1 protein-coding gene (only partly in view) is annotated in these 20,016 nt (G+C 64.0%); it reads left to right on the top strand.

Features of this window, described 5'->3' with window-relative positions:
• Positions 1-20,016, top strand: partial view of an MFS transporter gene (locus GV792_RS12395; RefSeq protein WP_163824241.1) — the 3' portion only. Its footprint begins 42,834 nt before the window's first position; the window shows 20,016 of its 62,850 coding nt (coding positions 42,835-62,850); its start codon lies beyond the left edge, outside the window; the stop codon is at positions 20,014-20,016.

Below are 20,016 nucleotides of genomic sequence, written 5' to 3'. Positions count from 1 at the left end.
CGCAATCTGGTGCGTGATTTGCTGTCCGGCCACGCCGGCCACCGCGATATCGGCGAGGCGATGACTCACGCCCAGCAGATGGTCCAGAACGTGATGGACAGCTGGCAGGAAAACACCAGATTCACGGCGCGAACCACGCAGTCCGGACTACTGATCATGGAGATCGTCCGGGATCACACCGGCATGGGAACGATTTCGTATCACGAGGTGGTATTGCGGCCATCCGGAACGGCCGAACCCGAACTCAGCATCTCGGACCGCACAGTCGGCGACGCGATGATCGCTGCCATTCTGGGACAGGCGCGGGCCGAGATGAGGCTGCACCAGTGGACCGACGCCGATCACCTCGCTGCAGCCGAGACGGTTCTGCACCGACGGATCTCCGACTTCGCGACCAGTGCCGGCGATGCCGGACCGTGGCGAGTGAGTGTGGGGGTCGCTGGTGAGCCAGGCAGCAAGGTACTAGCCCTCACGGTCAAGGGTCCACGAGACCGAGAGGCGATACCCCTGGTCGAGCTGTTCCAGCGCACGGCGAATTCGGCGCCGAATTCTCCTGCTGCACTGGCCTTCTACGGCAACAGTTGGTTGGTAGATCTGCATTGGGCATCCGGCGCCGATCCGATCTCGGCCATAAGCGATTTGTTCGGCGGAGACGACGCATTCGCGCGTGGCGAGCATCTCTTCCCAGCGAATTCCGACCCAGTGCAGGTACTGGCACAGCCGGCCGAGCTCGTCGAGCGTGTATTCGACTTGATACCAGCAGAACTGGTCCGCACTGACGCCCGGCAGGTCGCGACGTCGTTGACGATCGGCCTGGTGGACAACCTTGTGGCGGGTCCCCGCGGGGAAGCCTTGCTCACCGGAATGGTGACGATGGGAACCGACGGGCTGGAGTTCCGTGTAGCCGTGGCCGACCGTGTCCCGGTCGACGGTGGCAGCAGGCAGCCACACCAACTGCCGACGGCGCATCTGACCGCGCGAACAGGTACAGACCAATGGGGTGGTGGATCGATTACCTGGGCCGCAGTGGATTTGCGACCGGGCGCCGAGGAACCCGACACCATTGGTACCAATCCCGTCGAGGGCGAACAGAGCCCAGGCGAGCCGGGAGCGGGACGACCGGGCTCGGCGAATGTTCTCGACGTAATCGCCGACGCCCTGGGCGAATCTCGCCCGACCGTGGTCGCCGACGAGCCAACCGGCGCTCGAGTACGCAATACCGACGAGATGCTCGCCGATATCGATGAGGTGGCGCCTCCGCTGACTCAAGCCCCGCCGGCCATTGACCCGACCGGACTCGGGAAGCTGTTCCCGGTCCGTCGATCACCGGGCGGCGCCGCCGGGCCGACGCCTCGGGGAGACGTGTCGTCATTCGACCGCAACTTCGATCAGCGCACAGCACTCGACGTCCCTTCCCGTCAAGGGCGCAAGCGACTTCGCACCGGCCTCAGCCCGGACGGGCGCGACCCGTACACCTTCTTCCACACCACGCCCGACATCGACCCGCCAGGCGATTCCGGCCCAGCCACGAACGGCCCCGATTCAGTACCCGCCCCGGATCCGATCGAGGTCGGCGAGGTCTCGGTGCGCGTCTTCGACATCGCGCAGCACGATGACGCCGAGCGCCTCGGCCAGGAAGTGATCCAGCTCATCGACGACCTCGCCGAAGGCGGTTCCGGTTGGGCAGGTTTCCGCGCCGAGACGTTGGAGCTGCTCATCGATGAGCTGGTGAGCAAAATCGCGCACGACCCGGTGGCCGAGGGCGCTGTCATCGTGACCTGGTTGTGGACGGTAGACGGCGCCGAGGCCGTCGCTGTCGAGGGTCGGGTGCATGGCGTCGGGGGCCTGATGATCGGCGCCGACGGCGCGGAATTGAACCTTGCCCCGCTCTACGCCGACCGTCATGGGGTCGAGAACGGACCGGACGGCTACACCACGTGGATGGTGCTGGGTGATGGGTCCGAGGCGTCGGCGAGCCTCGTGGCCGCACTGTCCGATCGCGAATCCGGCGTGACCGATCGAAGCGCGGAACTGACGGTCGAGCCGAATCCTGAGTGGGCACACACGGATTACGCGAATGCCGGGCAAGCAGGCGTAGATCGGTTGGTGGCGGCGCTCAGCTTGTCTTCCGGCGGCCTGGCTGTGACCGTGGTGGATGCCACACCGAACCAGGTCTTGCTCCGAGCCACCGTGCCACACGAAGATTCCGCACTGGTGAGGCAAGCTTCCGACGAAGTGGTATTCGCTGAACCAGATGTACTGGACCAGACTCAGCCGCGTAGTACGGCAGTGGGGTTGTCCTCTGACGATCCGCACATGGCCGAGAAGGTGCGGGCGTTGATCGACCGCGCGGCACCCGAGTGGCCGGAAGAACCACGCTCCGCGGTATCGCGCGCCGTCCAGGACGTCGTGGCCGATGCCGAATCGAGCACAACAGTCACTGTGCGTACCGAGACGCAGGGAGAGCTGGACCTACGGGTGACCGTCGATCATGCCGGCCGTCACGACCTTCCCCCACAGCTCACCCGGATCTTGGAGCTCGCGACCACCGGGTGGATGACCGACGTGAGGCCCGATTCCCGGCGTGTAGTGCTCGATTTCCGTCGAATCGACGATGCGGTGATCGTCCCGACTCGCGATGCGATAGGGCCCGCACACGATGAGGCGGTCGTGTATTCCCGCGCCATGGACATCGTGCCGCTGGGGCTACCGCCGAGCGAGGCACGCGATCTAGTGGATGATGTGCTGCGCGGCCACGCAGGCAACCGTGATGTCGGCGAGGCGATGGTGCTCGCTCAGCAGATGGTCCAGAACGTGGTGAACAACGGGCAAGAAGACACCAGGTTCACGGCTCGCGTCACCCGATCCGGATTGCTGATCATGGAGATCGTCCGGGATCATGTCGGCCTCGGAACGATGCAGTACCACCAGGTGACCTTCCGTCCGTCTGACGAGCCCGAACCGGACCTCGGAATCAACGATCGTGTCCCTACCGAAACCGTCGTCGCCCGAACATGGCACCAAGCACATGCCGAGATGGCGCGTCATCGCTGGGATGATCCCGACCAGCTCGCCGCAGCCGAAATCCTGGTGTCGCGGCGACTTTCAGACTTCACGACCAGACTTCGCCACCGTGGGCCATGGCAGTTGACTGTGACGGTGTCCGGCGAGCCTGGCAGCAAGATCCTGACCGTCACAGCAAAGAATCGCCTCTACAGCGAGCCTTCGACGGTGGTCGAGCTTTTCCAGCGCACAGCGAACTGGGCGCCGGATTCGCCTGCGGCGCTGGCGTTCTACCGCAACGGCTGGTTGGCCGGCGCACATTGGTCGGTCGGCAGCGAGCCGGTGGTGAACGCGAGCGATCTCTTCGACGGCGACGACGCGTTCGCCCGGGCCGAGCATCTGTTCCGGGCAGGCGACGACCCGGTGGAGGTGTTGGCGCAGCCGGCCGAACTCGTCAATCGCGTGTTCGACAACATCCCAGCCGAACTCGTCCGTGCCGACGCACGGCGGGTGGCAACCTCACTGTCCATCGGCCTTGTGGACGAGCTGGTGGCAAGAGTGAGCGGTGCGGCACTGCTGACCGGCATGGTGACAATGGGCAGGGATGGTTTGGAATTCCGGGTGGCCGTCGCCGCCCGCACCCCGGGTACCGGCGACGCCCCACAGGTGCACGATCTGCCCGTCGCGCATCTGACCGCGCGATCCGGGACCGAGCGATGGGGTGACGCCACGATCACCTGGGCCGCAGTGGATCTGCGGCCGGGCGCCGAGGAAGCCGACACCGCCGGTCTCGGCGACATCGAGGGTGGGCAAGGCCCGAGCGGGCCGGCCAGGGGACGGCCCGATGCGGCAACGGTCCTCGACACGATCGCCGAAACCCTGGGTGAAACTCGACCCGCCCCGGTCGCCGATGATGAGGCAGCGGACGCGCCGACACAGCGTCGCGGACTCGACACCGTTCTCAGCGACGCCGACGACCTCCTCGCCCAGTTCCCGGATCGTCGAACACCACCGCCCACAACAGAATCGGATGCAGCACCCATCGACTCGAACCGACGCGAGTCGACGTCGGCACCGACTCCGTGGAGCACACAGAACCCAACCACCAATCCGGCGACCGCCGAGCCAACCACCACCCAAGGTTCCACCCCCTGGCGACCAAGGACAGGCGGGATGCCTTTGGACGACAAGGGAATTGCCGCCACGCTCGACATCAATGAGGGGCGCGCAAGAGAACTCGGAGACCCCGCAGTTCACGCGTACCGCAGTGGTCCAGATGTATGGAACCGCTTCGGCTCCGAGGACCCAACACCCCACAGCCGGTCGAGCACCGGAGCCCAGCTCGACCAGCCGGAATCCGATGGCTCGAACCCACTGATGACCGCGGATCAGAATGGCGGTATCTACGGGATGGTGGACTGGGATCGACTCGGGTCCGAGCACGTGATCCCGGCGATGGAGGCTGGGATCGAGGAGTTCAGGCGTGACATCCTCGCTATTACCAGCGTTCCCTTAGAAGAAGCGACCATAGCCAACATCCTCGAACGCTTCGCCGCGTCAGGGAAAGCCATCAGTCGCGTGGAACGTGTGGTTGCCGTCATCGCCGACAACCACAAGGACCCCGAACGGTTCCCCGGCATCGACGAGATCGATCCGCAGATCAAGAAGATGCGCGCAGAAGTTCAGCGGGAGACCTTCACGAACGAGGCGTTCTTCGAACGAGTAAAAGCACTCTACGAACGGCGTGATGAGCTGCACCTCGACCAGCGGACCAGAGAACATCTCCACCGTCTCTATCAAGATTTTCACCGCACCGGCATCGATTTGCCTGCCGATAAACAGCAGCTGCTCAAGGAAATCGATGACAAGATCGCCGACCTGATCGGCACGTACAACAGCAATATGATGGAGGCCTACCGGGACTCGGCCATCCATGTCACCGATGCCGAAGAGCTCGCCGGCATGTCCCCGGCGCAGATCGACTCCGCGAGACTCGCGGCCGAATCTCGGGGAATGACGGGGTACGTCATCGAGCTGACCCCGACGTCCTCCGGTAATAATCAGCCCCTGCTCGATGTGCTGGACAACCGGGATCTTCGCGAGCGCCTCTACCACGCTTCAACTGAAATCGGCCGCGGCGAAACACATAACAACACCGCCGTCGGTGTCGAGATCGTGCGACTGCGCGCTGTTCGAGCTGAAGTCCTTGGCTACTCCGACCACGCGGAGTTCGTTGCCGAGGAAGAGCCTGTCAGCCCGCACCAGTGGCTTGCTCTCTTCGACAAGCTGGTCGGGCCGACGGTTGCCGCGGCGCGAGACGAACTGACGCAAGGCGCCGAGCTACTCGGCCTGGCGCAACTGAAGCCCTGGGATGTCCCCTACGCCATCAAGAAGCTCCGAGCCGCGGCTGCTACCGCCGATGATGCACCCGCGCGGCCCAAGGATGACGTCCAGAACTACTTGGAACTCGAACGGGTAACCGGAAGCCACCCGCATGATGATCCGGAGGACGATTCAGGGTTCCGCTTCGCGGTGGAGCAAGTGTTCAAGCTGACCTATACCGAACGCTTCGATGTCCCGGTATTCCATCCGGATATTCGCGCCTTCGAGGTCACCGGCGAGGACGGGGAGAAGCTCGGTCTGGTCTTGTTCGACCCGTACGCCAGGCCTACCAAACGTGGCGGTGCATGGACCCATGTACTGGTCGACAAGTTCCTCCCGACCGGACAACTCCCGGTATCCATCGTCAGCCTGAACATTCCCAAACCGCCGCCCGGAAAGCCAACTCTGCTGACATGGGACTGGAGCCAAACTCTGCCCCACGAGTTCGGGCACTCTGTCAACGTTGTCCGCGGATCCGGCGTCCTCGAGCTGTTCGGCGCACGCATGCCGCGCAACTGGGCCGAATTCCCAGCCCAAGTGATGGAAATGTTCCGGTCTCAGGCAGAGGTGTTCCGCCGGTATGCGAAACATCACATAACCGGCGAGCCGATGCCGGAAGCCATGGCCGCGGAGCTCCTGGCTTCCAAGGCCTCGTACACGGGAATCGGTACCGCCCGCAATCTCGCCTACACCATTCTCGATCTGCTGTGGTATCAGCGCACATCGGACGAGATACCCTCGGGTCCGGATCTGCAACGGCGCATTCGTGACCTCGAGGTCGCCGCGCTCGCCGAGCGCGGACTCGATCTGCCGTACGTCACCGACAGCCATACCATTCAGCATTACGGCCACATCATGGGCTCGAGCTACGGCGGGGTGATGTTCGCCTACCTCGTTGCCGACCTGCTCGCCAAGATGACCATCAGCACCACCGAGCAGCTCATCGAGCAGCACGGACTGACCAGGGAGGTCGGCGAGTGGTTGCGCAACAATGTCTTCGGCCACAATGAGTTCGGTCTCCGCGAGATCGTTGAGGGCCTCCTGGGCGATGACCCAGACGTCAGTCCCTTCCTAGAAGACCGCGGCCTCCCGGTCGAACGAACCACCGCCCCTACCGAGCCCGCTTCCTCGTCGAGAGCCGGCGTCGATCAACACGACTCCGACCGGCGGCGCGTTCTCGTACCGGCGATCGATGACTCGACACCTCGAAACGGGGGCAATCCCGGCCCACACCTCGGATTCCAGCCCGACACCGACTTCAACCCCCTCGCGCCCCAACGCCACAACCTCGTACGCAAATTCATCCGCCCGACCGGCCCTGATGGCGGCGACCCTTACACCTTCTTCTACGACACACCCGACGTCGAGCCGCCGGCTAATGCCGGCCAACCGGCAGACGGCGCCGACCCGGACAGCCGACCCTCCACCACGGCCGACCCGTCGACAACGCCCCCAGCCACGTCCGCGGCCGCCGACGAAACGGAAGGAAAACCGAACCGCGAGGCCCTGGATGCCCGAAAGGCATTGGCGGACGCGATCGGCGTGAGCCCCGATGCGGTGACCCACGGGCGGGTCAGGGATGCGCTGCGCACGCTGGTCATGGAGCTGGGGCTGTTCGATGACTCCGACTGGATTCGGGCGGTCGCGGCGGGCAGGCTGCTCGAGGTCCGGGGGTGGTTCGGGGACACGATCACACTGCAACACAAGATCGCGAAGTCCACGGCGGAACGAATCAGCAGTGGCGGCGTACCAGGCACGGTTACTGAACGGGCGCGACCGGTGGAGGCGCTCAACGGGCGGCTCGCTGCGATGCTCGGACTGAGCGAACTGCGGCGCGAGCAAGTCGCCGAAGCGGGCACAACCCCGCTGACGCATCTGCGTGTCCTCCATGAAAGGAGCAGGCAGACAGAGGAATTCGCGCAGTTCCTGGCGGCCCTCGAACGGTTCCTCGACGTCGACCCAGCACAATTCACCGCAACCAAAGACCTCGCCCTGCCCGTGGACCTTTCTGGTGTCGATCGCAGCCGCCCGGTCACCCAGACAACCATTGCCAGACTGACCGGGAAGCCACAGAGCACTGTGTCACTGGCTCTGCGCGGGCTGCCCGGGCCCAGCGTCCAGGACGCGACTTTGATCCGGCAAGTGGCACGAGAACTCGGCTACCCGATGGCCGAACCCCAGGGTGCGCAGGCCATCGGCAACACCGCCACCAACACGAACGAGGGTGCGTCCGGTACGCCTGCGCCAACCGACCATGACCAGACTGTCCGGCCGGCGGAGCAGAGCCTTGCCGACAGCTCGAACCCGCTGATCGCCGCGGACAAGAATGACTACGGGATGGTCCGCTGGGATCTGCTCGAGTCCGAACACCTGCTTCCGGCAATGCGCGCTGCGATCAAGGAGTTCAAGGACGAGATCGACGCAATCACCAACGATCCCGAAGCACCGAACATCACCAATACCCTGGACCGCTTCGCCAAGAACGGAAAGCTCTTCAATCGGGTGGTTCTGGCGGTCGATGTCATCGCCAGCAATCTCCGGGATCCGGAACGGTTCCCCGGAATCGACGAAATCATTCCGGAGATCTCGGCGATGGCGTCAGAGCTACGCAACGAAATCTTCACCAACGAAGACTTTTTCCAGCGGGTGAAAGCGCTCTATGACCAGCGCGCCGACTTGGGTCTCGACTCTGCCACCGAGGAGCATCTGGAACGCCTCTTTGGGGATTTCCACCGTACCGGCATCGACCTTCCGCCCGGCAAACGGGAGCTGCTCAGAGAAATCGACAAACGGCTGGCCGAACTGATCAATGCCTACAATGGCAACATATCGGCGGCGACGGAGGCTGCGGCCGTGCACGTCACCGATGTCGACAGTCTGTCCGGCATGACACCGGAACAGATCAAAGATGCGAAATCAGCCGCCGTCACGCGGGGACTCGATGGATACGTCATTGAACTCACCGCCGCCCCTTCCGGCGACTATCAGCCGCTGGTTCGGACGCTGGACGATCGGACGCTTCGCGAACGGCTACATCGCGCAGCGTCCGAAATCGGCCGGGGTACAGCGCATGACAACACCCACATTGCTGTCGAGGTGATCCGGCTGCGCGCCGAACGCGCCGTTCTACTTGGTTATGACAACCACGCCGCGTTCGCTACCGAGGACGAGCCTGTCAGTCCGCAACAATGGCTTGCGCTGTTGGACAGGCTACTCCCGCCGGCAGTGGCGGCGGCGAAGGAGGAATTGGCACAAGGTGCCGAGCTGCTCGGAGTGGAGCAGCTGCAAGCGTGGGATGCGCCCTACGCTCGCCAATTGGCCCTCGCCGGCTCCGAGACCGGCACAGACGGCGCGGCCACAAACCTTGTCGCCCGAGCACAGGACTTCCTGGTGCTGAATCAGGTACTCGAGGACGGCTTCTTCGCACATGCGAAGGACTTCTTCGGCCTGACCTTCGCCGAACGCCTTGATATCCCGACGTACCATCCGGATGTCCGCACGTTCGAGCTGATCGATCGAGGAGGGGACAAGCTCGGCCTGGTCTTGTACGACCCGTTCGCCAGACCTGGGAAGACCGGGGGGGCATGGACCCATGGCATCGTCAGCAAGTTCGCACCGACCGGGCAACTCCCGGTATGCGTCGTCAGCACGAACTTCGTCAAGCCGCGACCGGGTGCTCCGGATCGACTGATCCCGGACAATCTCGTCACTGTGTTCCACGAGTTCGGGCACGCCGTAGACATCAACGTCGGCGACGGTGTGCGCGAACTGCTCGGCAGCCGCAAGCCACGCGGTTGGGCCGAGTTCGGGGCCCAGGTGATGGAAATGTTCTGGTCGCGTCCGGAAGTTATCAGCAAGTACGCGCGGCATTACGACACAGGCGAGCCGATGCCACCCGACATGGTCGCGGCGCTGCTGGCCTCCAAGCAATCCCGCCTGGGGGTCGGGACTTCCCGCAACTTCAGCTACACCGTCACCGATCTGCTGCATCATCAGGGCACGCTGGTGCAGCAACTCAACACACTGCTCGACAGCCCGTCCCAGACGACCCTCCGAGCGCTGGTCCGTAGTCCCGACGACATCCCGTCAGGGACTGACCCCGCAGCGTTGGTCGGTCAACTCATGGACATCCCGCCGGGGACGGACCTCGCGGCCCAGGTCCGCAACCTCGAGGACGCCGAACTGGCCCGGTACGGACTCGATCTGCCGTACGTCCTCGACAGCCACCCGCTACAACATTTCGGCCACATCATCGGCTGGTCGTACGGCGGTGTCATGTACGCCTACCCTGTCGCCGACATTCTGGCCAAGATGGTCGTCAAGATGGCCGAGAAGCGCATCGAGCAGCACGGATTCACCCGCGCTGTCGGCGACTGGATGCGCGAAACGATCTTCCAATTCGACGAGGTCGGCCTGCGTGCGATCGTCGAGGGATACCTGGGCGACGATCCGGATGTCGGCCCGTACCTAGAATCGCGCGGAATCCCCGTCGACCGAACGCCCGCCGCAACCGAGCCCACTCGGGCACAGGAGGATCCGGTATCAACGGAAGCACCCGACTCCACCCCATGGAACCGGCTCGCCGACGGACGCCCACAATCCCCGCTTGGTACACCACCACCGACTGTCTTCGATGGGCGCCTTACGCCGGGCGCGATAGGCCCCGGCCGGCTGGGCAACCTCGAGGATCAAGCACATCAGACCGCGGTCGAGGAGGCGCTGCGCGACGGTGACGGGTACCTGATCGGCGCCGACCCGAGGACGAATCCGTACGGACAATTGATCAACGACGGTGGCGTCGGGATCCCAGGCCGCGCCACCAATTGCATCGATGCTGCCCGAGCAGGTCTGGCCTCGTTCTTCGGCGACCCGCGAGTCGCACATCCGCGCTGGGTGGGCGAGGGGGCGTCGGTTCCGTTCGGCGAACCCGGTGGCGAGGAGCGCCTGGCTGCCTGGCTGGGTCTCGAGTGGCAGCCACAATCCGATCTTCCGATTCCGACGCAGTACCGGCTACTGCATCATCGAATCGCCTCGCACGGACCGGGCTCGGCGGCGGTCGTGGCCACGGATTGGCGTGCTGACAATCCTGCTAGCCAACCACTGCGCAGCAGCGAGGACGGCTCTCGCTTCATCGACGGCGGTCACGTGACCGTGGTCGTGTACCCGATCGGCGCGGACGGGCCTGTGTGGTGGGATCCGCAAAGCGGCAAGACATCCGACCAACCGCCGGACGAGCTGACCGAGCACGCGGCCGCGATGGAGTTCATCGCTATCCCGGCCGGGCATACGATCCCAGCTCGCGCGGCGACGGACCACACCTCCGAGGACTCGACAGCAGCCCTCGACACGCATGGACGCCCCTCCAGCACACCGCCTTCCGATACGTCCGACCGTTCACCCTGGCGGAAGGGGCGAGGCGCCATACCTCGAGACGGGGAGGGATCGTCCGATAATCCAGCAGATGGAACTCACAACGGGATGCAAGCCGAACCGAATCCTGTACCGAGTACATCTGACTCACCGACCTCCGCGCGGGCGACCGACGGCGCCGACATTCCCACCGTCGCTCAGGGTGTCGAACCGCTCGATAGCGCACGTCGCGCTTCGGCTCCGTCGAATCCGTGGAATCGCGGAGCATCCGAGGAGCCGGCCCTCGCGCCCAACGGAACGGACGCCGATCGGACAGCAGAAGCTGCTAGCCGCAAGGCCGACGTCGAGCCGGACGTCGCACACAGCGGCCGATGGACGACCGATCCCGACACGCTTGCCGCGGACTATCTAAACCTCTATGGAACAAAACATCTCGGCGTACACGCCGAGATCGAAGATGGTGTCCTATACTCAACCATTCGGAAGGGCGCCGGTACACCCACCGGCCGGGAAATGTTCCACGAGCTCATGGACAGCGCTCCTATTCCGATACGGGAGATAGATGGCTACTGGGAGCTTGTCGAACCCGTTTCCGGTACACCATTGGTCGACAACATTACGAGTTTCAACGCCGCACTGGCGCAGGATCCGTCGCTGACCCTCGAAGACGCGGCCCTTAGTCATACCTTCACCGGAAAGATGGCGTCGGAGTACGGATACACCAGAGTGCGGTTCCTGGCACTCGAGGGACATGATCGCGACATATCGGTCGAAGATCTCCGATCACGCGGTGAGTTCACTCTGGTCAACGTCCGATTCGGCAAACCCGAGCAGGCAGGCGCCGACAACCAGCAGCCGGTGTGGAACCGATCCGAACCAAGCGAATCCGGCGGTCGCGGTCAACCCGGCGAGGATCGTTTCCCGACATCTCCGAGCGGAACCGAGCAACCGCTTGCGGCCGTCCCAGATGTCGGAGACGATGACGAATTCGAGGTCGCGCCGACAGTCCACGATGAGGACGACGAATTCGAGGTCGCACCGGCGGTGGGCGCGGTGCAGGCGTCGCCGGTGCTGCGCAACCTGTTGGCCTCCGACGAATACCTGCCACTCGGCATGCCGCCCGACTCGGGCGTGAGCATGAACTCCGAGGAGGCTACGGCCTTGCGCGACTATCTGATGGAGCATGGTGATCGGTGGTCGGGCAGTTCCCGCGATGTCTACACGGGGTTCGGCTTCGCCCTCTTGGTACTGACGCGTCCGGACAATGTGATGGACATGGTGGTCTGGGACGAGGCGGCGGTCATCAAGGCGGCAACTCCGAAGATGGACGGATTGCCGCGCATTTTGTTCGAGGGTGACGGGTTCCGGATCGATCGCGACGCGGGTGTGCCATTGAAGAATTTCCGAAACCCTGTTCACTTTCGGAAGCTCAACACGATTCTGACAAGCTTTCACAGGCTACCTCTGAGCATATTTCCTCCCACTCCGCCGGGGTACCCGAACCCTGAACCCGGCCGAGAAGGCGATTTCATCATCATGCAAGCCACGCATTACAACTCGATCTACCAGACAGAAAGGCGAAGCAGTCCTGAATTCGACGCCGTATGCATTGAATTCGGATTGCCCTCCACGTTGACCGCCGGCTTGGACCGGGCAGTGACGAAATTGACACCCCAACCATGGGTTCCACTACACATGGATGTCAAACCGGAGAACGTTCTAGAAGACGACGACGGCAACCTCACGTTGATCGACCCTCAGTTTTCCTGCCCCGGCCCGCTCGCGATCGAGCGGATCATAATCGGGCACCGGAATGGCTCGAAAACACTGTACGACTATGACGACACTCCGCCCGGGGAGGACGCCGTCTGGGACTTTCTCGATATCGCCCGGTCGTTCGTCGACCTTCTCCGCATGGTAAATCTCCACAAGGGACGCAACCTAGTTGATCCGCAGGCCCGAATACTTGCCACGAATGTGCAGGCCGCACTCATCCGAACATCTTTGATCACCGGGCAGCCGTATCGCCTGATGACAATCGATGAGATAGTTGCGAAAGTCCGTTCCACGGTGGACCGAATACAAGGTTCCGATGCCGAATCCGAAAATTTCGGGCTCGAACAGGAACTCGGTATCACCACCGATGCGGAGCGAGCACGCGAAGCCGCGTTGTACGTCGAAGACGTCTATCGGGTCACCGCGCTCGCCGCAGGCCAGGATCCGCGCGATCCGTTCGGGCCGGACCGGTGGCTCGGCCACCTGGAGGCGCGCAAGATCGCGATAGCGCACGGAAACCAGGATCTGACCGTACCTTTCATGCTGGAACTGCATCGAGCGCTTGTCCGGCGAACATTCCCCGATGCCGCCGGAACGTTGGAGGTGCGGAAGAATTTCAAGCGCGCCATCCTGACTCATTCGTTGACGGAGGCCCAGATCGCGGCAGTCGACGATAACCCGCTGCTGACCTATGTAGCTCCAGTAGACCTCAGGCCTGGGATAAGAATCGTTCCAGCAACCGACGGCGAGCCGGGCGCGCGCAAGTTGACAGTGCTCGATTCGCCACTGACCGAACAACAGATTGCAGAGATATCGACAAGCCGCCTCGGCGGATATGCGACATCCGAGACGATCGCGTCTCTCGAACACGAAAAGATCATGCAGTATGGGACGATTCTATATCCGGCATTCGGGAGCGAATCCGACATAATCGCAGAGCTCGAACGATTGTGCCTCTGGTACAACAATGCAAGAGATGATCCCGAGCAGGACAGGGTCGAACTCGCGGCGACTCTACAATGGAATCTCTGTTCGATCCACCCATTCAAGGCCGACGGTAACGGAGGAACCTCGCGAGAGCTGTTGGCATGGTCCCTACTGAACTCCGGCCTGTCACCCAGCGCAATGGAGGAGTTCGATGACGATTTCTTCACACCTCTCTCGGTCTGGGTGGAGAAGGTGCGAGACGGCATCGCACGGTATGAAGAATGGTCGGCAAGGCTCGACACTTTGGGACGAGACATCACGCCGGTGACCTTGATGGGCCTCGAGGGCCATCAGTCGCGCTTCCGCCAACGCTTCGGCGACCGGGTGCCGTTCGTTCCGGGCGAGGAACAAGACAAAGGACAAGCGAAACGCCTGTTCGAACTCGTCGCGGGGGAACAAACCGCACGAACACCAGAACAGCAGCAACGGGGGCGCTCCCCCAAGGGCTACTCCAGCGTCTATGACACCGGTCTGGACTCGGGCCGGCGTCGGACCCCGTACAACGACACCGACCATGCCCGCTCGCATACCCCGTGGACGAAACCTGGTCTCGGGCCGCTCATCACCTACCACACACCCCCCGGTGAGGTGCCCGGGGTCGGCAAGGGTACGGGTGACTCGAGCTCGGCTGTGGCCGAACCGAGCCCGCAGAACGAGGACGCCACCTCATCCCTCCTCCCGGCCACCGGCCTCGCGACGCGGCCACCTACCGACGTCGACCTGGCCTACGCGGAGGATGCGATCCGGACGTTGGGGCGCGATGCGACCGCAGCGGATCTACTCCTCGACATCACCGGCGGCGGCGATGTCGTCGCGATGACCCGCGACCGATCGGCGGCGAACGCCACTTGGTGGCATGCGCTGGACGCGGACCGTCAAGAATCGATGGTGCTGGTGCACCCCGCCGAGATCGGCAATGCCCTCGGCATACCCGCAGCAGTGCGGGATATGGCGAACCGACTATCACTCGATCGCGACCTCGCGGCATTCCTGGCACGCCGTCCCGAACGACTCGGCAGCGGCCAGCTGGTCAACCCGGAGTTCGGACCCAACGAACCGCAGCTCCTGCGCAATCTTCTCGACGCGCGCAAAGCCGTGAGCCGGGCCGACATGCTGGTGGAATCGCTGCCACCGGAGGTGGCGAGGCCGGCGGTCCAAGTGTTGGCGTACACCGACGGCGAGTTCGAGATCGGTGTCGGCGATGCCGATCGCGCGGCCTCGCTATCGCGGCATGTGATGAGCCGCAGTCGCGACCTGTCGTCGCTGGTCGACGAGGTCGAGTATGTGCACGGCCATTACGCGGCCACCACGCGGCTCGCCCCGGAAGTACCTTTCGCGGCGATCATCTCGCAGCGGCATGACGTTCCGGGCGAAGCGAGCGCTACCGTCGAGGCGTACGCGGAGCTGGTCGCGGCATCAGTCGCCGGATTTCACGTGGGCCGGGAGTTCGCGGCGCGGCTACCCGATGGTGCCCCGGTGCCGGTGCAGCATCTCTTCGGCTACGGGCCCGGCGTCGCGGTGGTCGACGCCGCGACGCTCGACCGTCTCAGCGACGTGGTGCAGACCCTGACTCTCTCGGACCCACAGGGCGAACTCCGCGCCGAACACGCCACGGAATATGGCGTCACGCAGGTCAATATCATCCGCACCGTCCCACGACGGCTCATCACACTCGGTGACGGTGTCACCCATGTCTTCGGCCGCGGCGTGTCCGCAGACTTCGGCGGGCAGCAGATCAAGGTGCCATCCTCTCCCACATCGAGGCGCTCGGTGCTCGAGCGATACCTGTCGGTCGATCCGGAGACCGGACGACCGACCAAGGCTCTCGAGGTTTTCGCCGGGATATCGGCGAACAAGGACACACTTCCGGCCATCGATGACGCCGATCTCAGGACGAGCATTCGATTCTCGGGGATGCGGAAACCGACACTGTGGCAGCGATTCTCGACTCCCCGCTCGTCTTCACAGTTGACACAGGCGACACCGGACAAGCGCTCGTACTGGGTCGTGGAGGTGGTGTCCTGGCGCGAAGTGACTGCCAGCTTCGCCGCCATTGATGACGGTACCGATGCTCACGGTGTATTCAGCCCTGGCGGCGCGGCCGCCAACATCAAGCCGCTGCCTTCGGGTGTGTTGCCCAACCCGTCGGGCCCCACCGTGGCCGAGCAGGCTTCGGCGAAGAGCGCATTCGATCAAGCCGGCCCGGTTCGGAGTGCGTCGGACCTGGCGCACGGCCGATACCCCGACAGCGAGGGGCGTGAACGAACGGAGCAGCGCACCGAGATCAACTTCCGGTGGTGGCATGCGCTGACGACCGACCAGCAGACATCTGTGGTGCGGGTGCATCCGGCCGAGCTGGGTAACGCCGACGGCATCCCCTTCACGGTGCGGGACGAGGCGAACCGACTGGCCATTGCCCGTGACCTGGCCGCCTTCCGCGCTCGGCTGACCGCCGATACTGATCTCGACGACTGGATGCACAAGCAGCTCGGCGACACCGAGCGACTGCGTTTGCGCAACCTGGTCTATACCCACGTCGGGTTGGCGAAGGCCGAGCTGAAGGCTCGGATGCTGGAACCGACGGTGCCCGCACCCCAGGTGCAGGTGATCGCCTACGACGCACTCGCGTTCGGCGGCGCTGGAAGGGCGAGCATCGGCTACGGGAACGCCGATACCGCCGCAGCCGCGCTGTGGCAGATTCCGGGGATCACGACGACGCTGCAACGCGCGAACAGCCGATTGGCGAACTCGTTGAACCTGTACGAGGTGGCGGCTCGGCTGGATTCCGGACTCGACATCTTCTCTCTCGCCTGGCTGGGTTACGACGCCCCGAGCGGCGGCAAGATGATGACCGAGACCATCTCGCCGCAGCCCGCCATAGAAGGCGGACGGTTGCTGGTCCAGGACATCACGGGCTTCCACACGACTCGCCGACTTCAGGCCGATCTGCCAGGCGGGGCTTCGGTGGCGCTGAACCGCATCTTCGCCCACAGTTACGGCTCGACCACCACTGGCTATGCCACCGAGGGCGGCACGCTCGATGACCTCGTCCAGTCAGTTGTCTATCTGGGATCTCCCGGTGTTCAGCAGGACGCGCCCGATGGCATCCCGGAGAAGTACGTCGCCGCGAGTAGCCAGGATCCGGTCACCTGGCTGGGCTCGAGCATTCCCGATCAGCTCGGCCGCTTCGCCGGCCGCGGCCAGGGGCGAGATCAATCGACAGTGCCGGGAATCCACCGGATACCGGCAGAGTTCCCGAAAACACCCCGCTTCTCCGATGGGCTGCGCACCCACCGCCAGTACTGGCAGTTCATCGACCCCCTTTTCCGGATTCCGACCGAATCGCTCGGCTATTTCGGCCTGATCGCCGTCGGTCGCGGTGCCGAGGTGCCGCACGCTCCGCTGCGGCCGGGGCCGGAGAAACCGACGTGGCTGCAACGTCGAATCGGTTCCCGGCTCGACGACCCCGAAGCCGATCGCACGGCCTCCGCGGGCGATTGGTTCAGCTACCAGCCCGGACCGTCGGCCGCAGCGACGGGCGCCGCACCGGTTTCCGGTCCGGTGCGGAAGGGGCGGGGCGCCGCGCCGTCGGGTGTGGCCGAAATCGCCGGTAGCGCGGAGAAGCCGGAAACGATTGCCGGTGAGGACAAGGTCGATGGCGAGACCGAACTGACGCGGTCGACCGGTTTCGACTACATCAAGAATCGGCCCCGCAACAGGCCGGGCGAGCCGACCGGCGTTGCCTTCTTCAACACCGAGCACCAATTCGCTTGGGAGCGCGAGTGGCTCACCGTCAATGGCCCTCGCCTCGGAGCTCTCGGCGCGTTCACCATGGCAGCGTTGGAAGCCGAAGCCCTGCTCGGCATGCCCAACACCAGGCCCCGTCCGCTGTTGATCATGCAGGATCGTCCGCGACTACCTGACGAAATATTGCCCACGTGGAAGGCGACGACACTCCTGGATGACGAGCCGAGCATTATCGGAAAAGCCTCCCGCGACCTTTCTCTCGACGAACTTCCGCAGTACGCGTACATCGCGATCATCGGTGCCAGACCACTACTGACCCGCGATCGAGAACTGACGATGGCTGTGCTCACCCCTGCCGAGGGAGAACGGTTCCTCGTGATACCTCGCGACGGCGTCTACACCTTGCAATACCCTGGATGCCGGTGGCATACGAACCCATCGCCTACTTACCTGCGCACTCGGTATTGTGCCGACGTCCTCCTCCCCGAGATCATCTCCCGAACATTCTGCTGGTACTTGATGGACGACGTCATCACCCCGTTCCAACGCGCCACAGCCCGTAATCTTCTCGACAGCTACACCGGCCGCGAACTGTCCCCAGATGACCGAATCGGACAATGGTTCGCGACCACCGTGGCCACGATGCTGGACGCACCACCTCGAACCGCACCCGGGCTGCTCCGGCAGGCTCTGCGAGAACAGGCGCAACGCACCACTCACGGAATGTCCACCGGCGAACGCGCCGTCCAGCGATTCGCGAACACGGTCGGCGAATTACTCGACGGCCACACCGATTTCGGTAGCTATCTGCATCATCGGGACCGGCCGGAGTACCGGGCGTACATCCAGGACGTGCGCGAAGCAGTCGCGCGGCGCCACCCGGCTGACGCCGCGGCACGGGTGCCATTCATCGGCACCCTGCTCGAACCATCTCGCCCGAAGTCGCCTCGGCCCCCGGCACTGATCGGGACCATGGGTGTTCCCGACCCGGACGAGCCCATCGAAGGCAGCGGTAGACCCTGGGATCGCGATCGCGGGCCCGCGCGTGGACGTCGCGCCGTCGAACGGCTCGCTGAGCTGGACAACCACGGCGGCGGAGCATCTCGCGAAATCTACCGACGCTCGGATCACATCGGCGCTGCTGCCGGAGACCTCGTCGCGAGTCTGGCGCGGCTCCGGGAAGATCCAGAAGACAGAGTATTTGGATGGGTACTAGATCAGATCGGCGAGCCGAGGGCAGCGCGGATGATCACCGACGATGCTTTCGGGGGCGCCTTCGACCGACTTCCTCAGATCGGTAGCAGGAGTATCGAAGAGTGGGTCACCCTGAATGCCCGCAACCGCATAGCAGAGCATGTGGAATTCGCGAAGTTCCGGCAGCGCATGGTGAACATCTTCGTCTCCGATGGGAACGTCGAGGGCGCCGGACTGACGGCCCAGTGGCTGGCCGCGGCCACCAGGCAAGATGTTGTGATCGGCCTGCGGGCACTCAACCCCGCTCAGCAAAACGAGATCAAACGATTCTTGCCCCAGCGGCAGGGTGCTATGAACACCGAACCGATTCCGTCTGACAACGATGCCCAGAACCCCCTCCTACTGCGCGCACTCGAAAAGCTGGCCGCCGCCATCGGCGAGATCCCCGGTGTTGCGAAACCCACCGTCCCCATCGGGCCGATTACTCCTCGGGGGAGCAAGCTCACAAATGATGAGCACGAGATCCTCGACCTGCTCGCCAACGGCTGGCAGCGCAAAGAGATCGCGCTGATCACCCACAAGCGTCCGGACCAGGTGACGTACAAACTCGAACGAATTCGGGTAAAACTTCGAGTTGGGCTCGGTAGTGCGAACGAGCCCGCAGAGATCATCGCGGCGGCTGCGCGGGCGGGACTGCTCGGAAGCAACGGTCGGCCAACCGACAGCACGGCCGACGGCGGCAGCGCGGACCACGAACCACCCACACTGTCCGCACAGGAGCAGGACATGGTGCGACTCGCGGTGTCCGGCCGGACGAATCGCGACATCTACACGATGCGAAACCTGGATCCCACGACTGTCAACGAACTGATCAACAGCATCAAAGCAAGCTACGGCGCTCGCACTCGAACCGAAATGGTGGAGTTCGCCCTGCGATTCGGCCACGCGGCCGACATCCCCGACGCCGCATCTGCCGGCGAGCCTGCAGTCCGAATGTCGGCAGCACAGGTCGCGACACCGGCTGACCCCCCTCACCCGCTTCCCACCACACCGATTACTCCGAGGGGTAGCAATCTCACCGACGACGAGCGCGAAGTCCTCGACCTGCTCGCGAACGGCTGGCAGCGCAAAGAGATCGCGATCATTGCCGGCAAGCGCCCGGCCCGGGTGGGATACAACCTCGAGCGAATTCAAGTCAAACTCAGAACCACCATCGAGCCCGACGAGATCATCGCGGCAGCTGCTCGGGAGGGGCTACTCCGCCGGAAGGACCCCCGAAGCGACGCGTCGGCTGACGAACGCGACACCACGCACAACGAACCTCCCACGTTGTCCCCGCCAGAGCACAGAATCGTGTGGCTGGCCGGGGCGGGTTGGACGAACCGGCAGATCTGTGAGGATTTCGACCTGTCGCCCCAGACTGTCAACGAGCTCATCAACAGGATCAAGGCCGAATACGGTGCGCGCGACAGGTCCGAAATGATAGAGGTCGCACTGCGACTGGGGCACGCGGTGAAGGCATCCTCGACTCCCCCGCCAACCCAGGCCACGTCCTGA

This window comes from Nocardia cyriacigeorgica (genome assembly GCF_010868145.1).
Lineage (GTDB): Bacteria > Actinomycetota > Actinomycetes > Mycobacteriales > Mycobacteriaceae > Nocardia > Nocardia cyriacigeorgica_D.
This window is presented reverse-complemented; position numbering and strand designations above follow the sequence as displayed.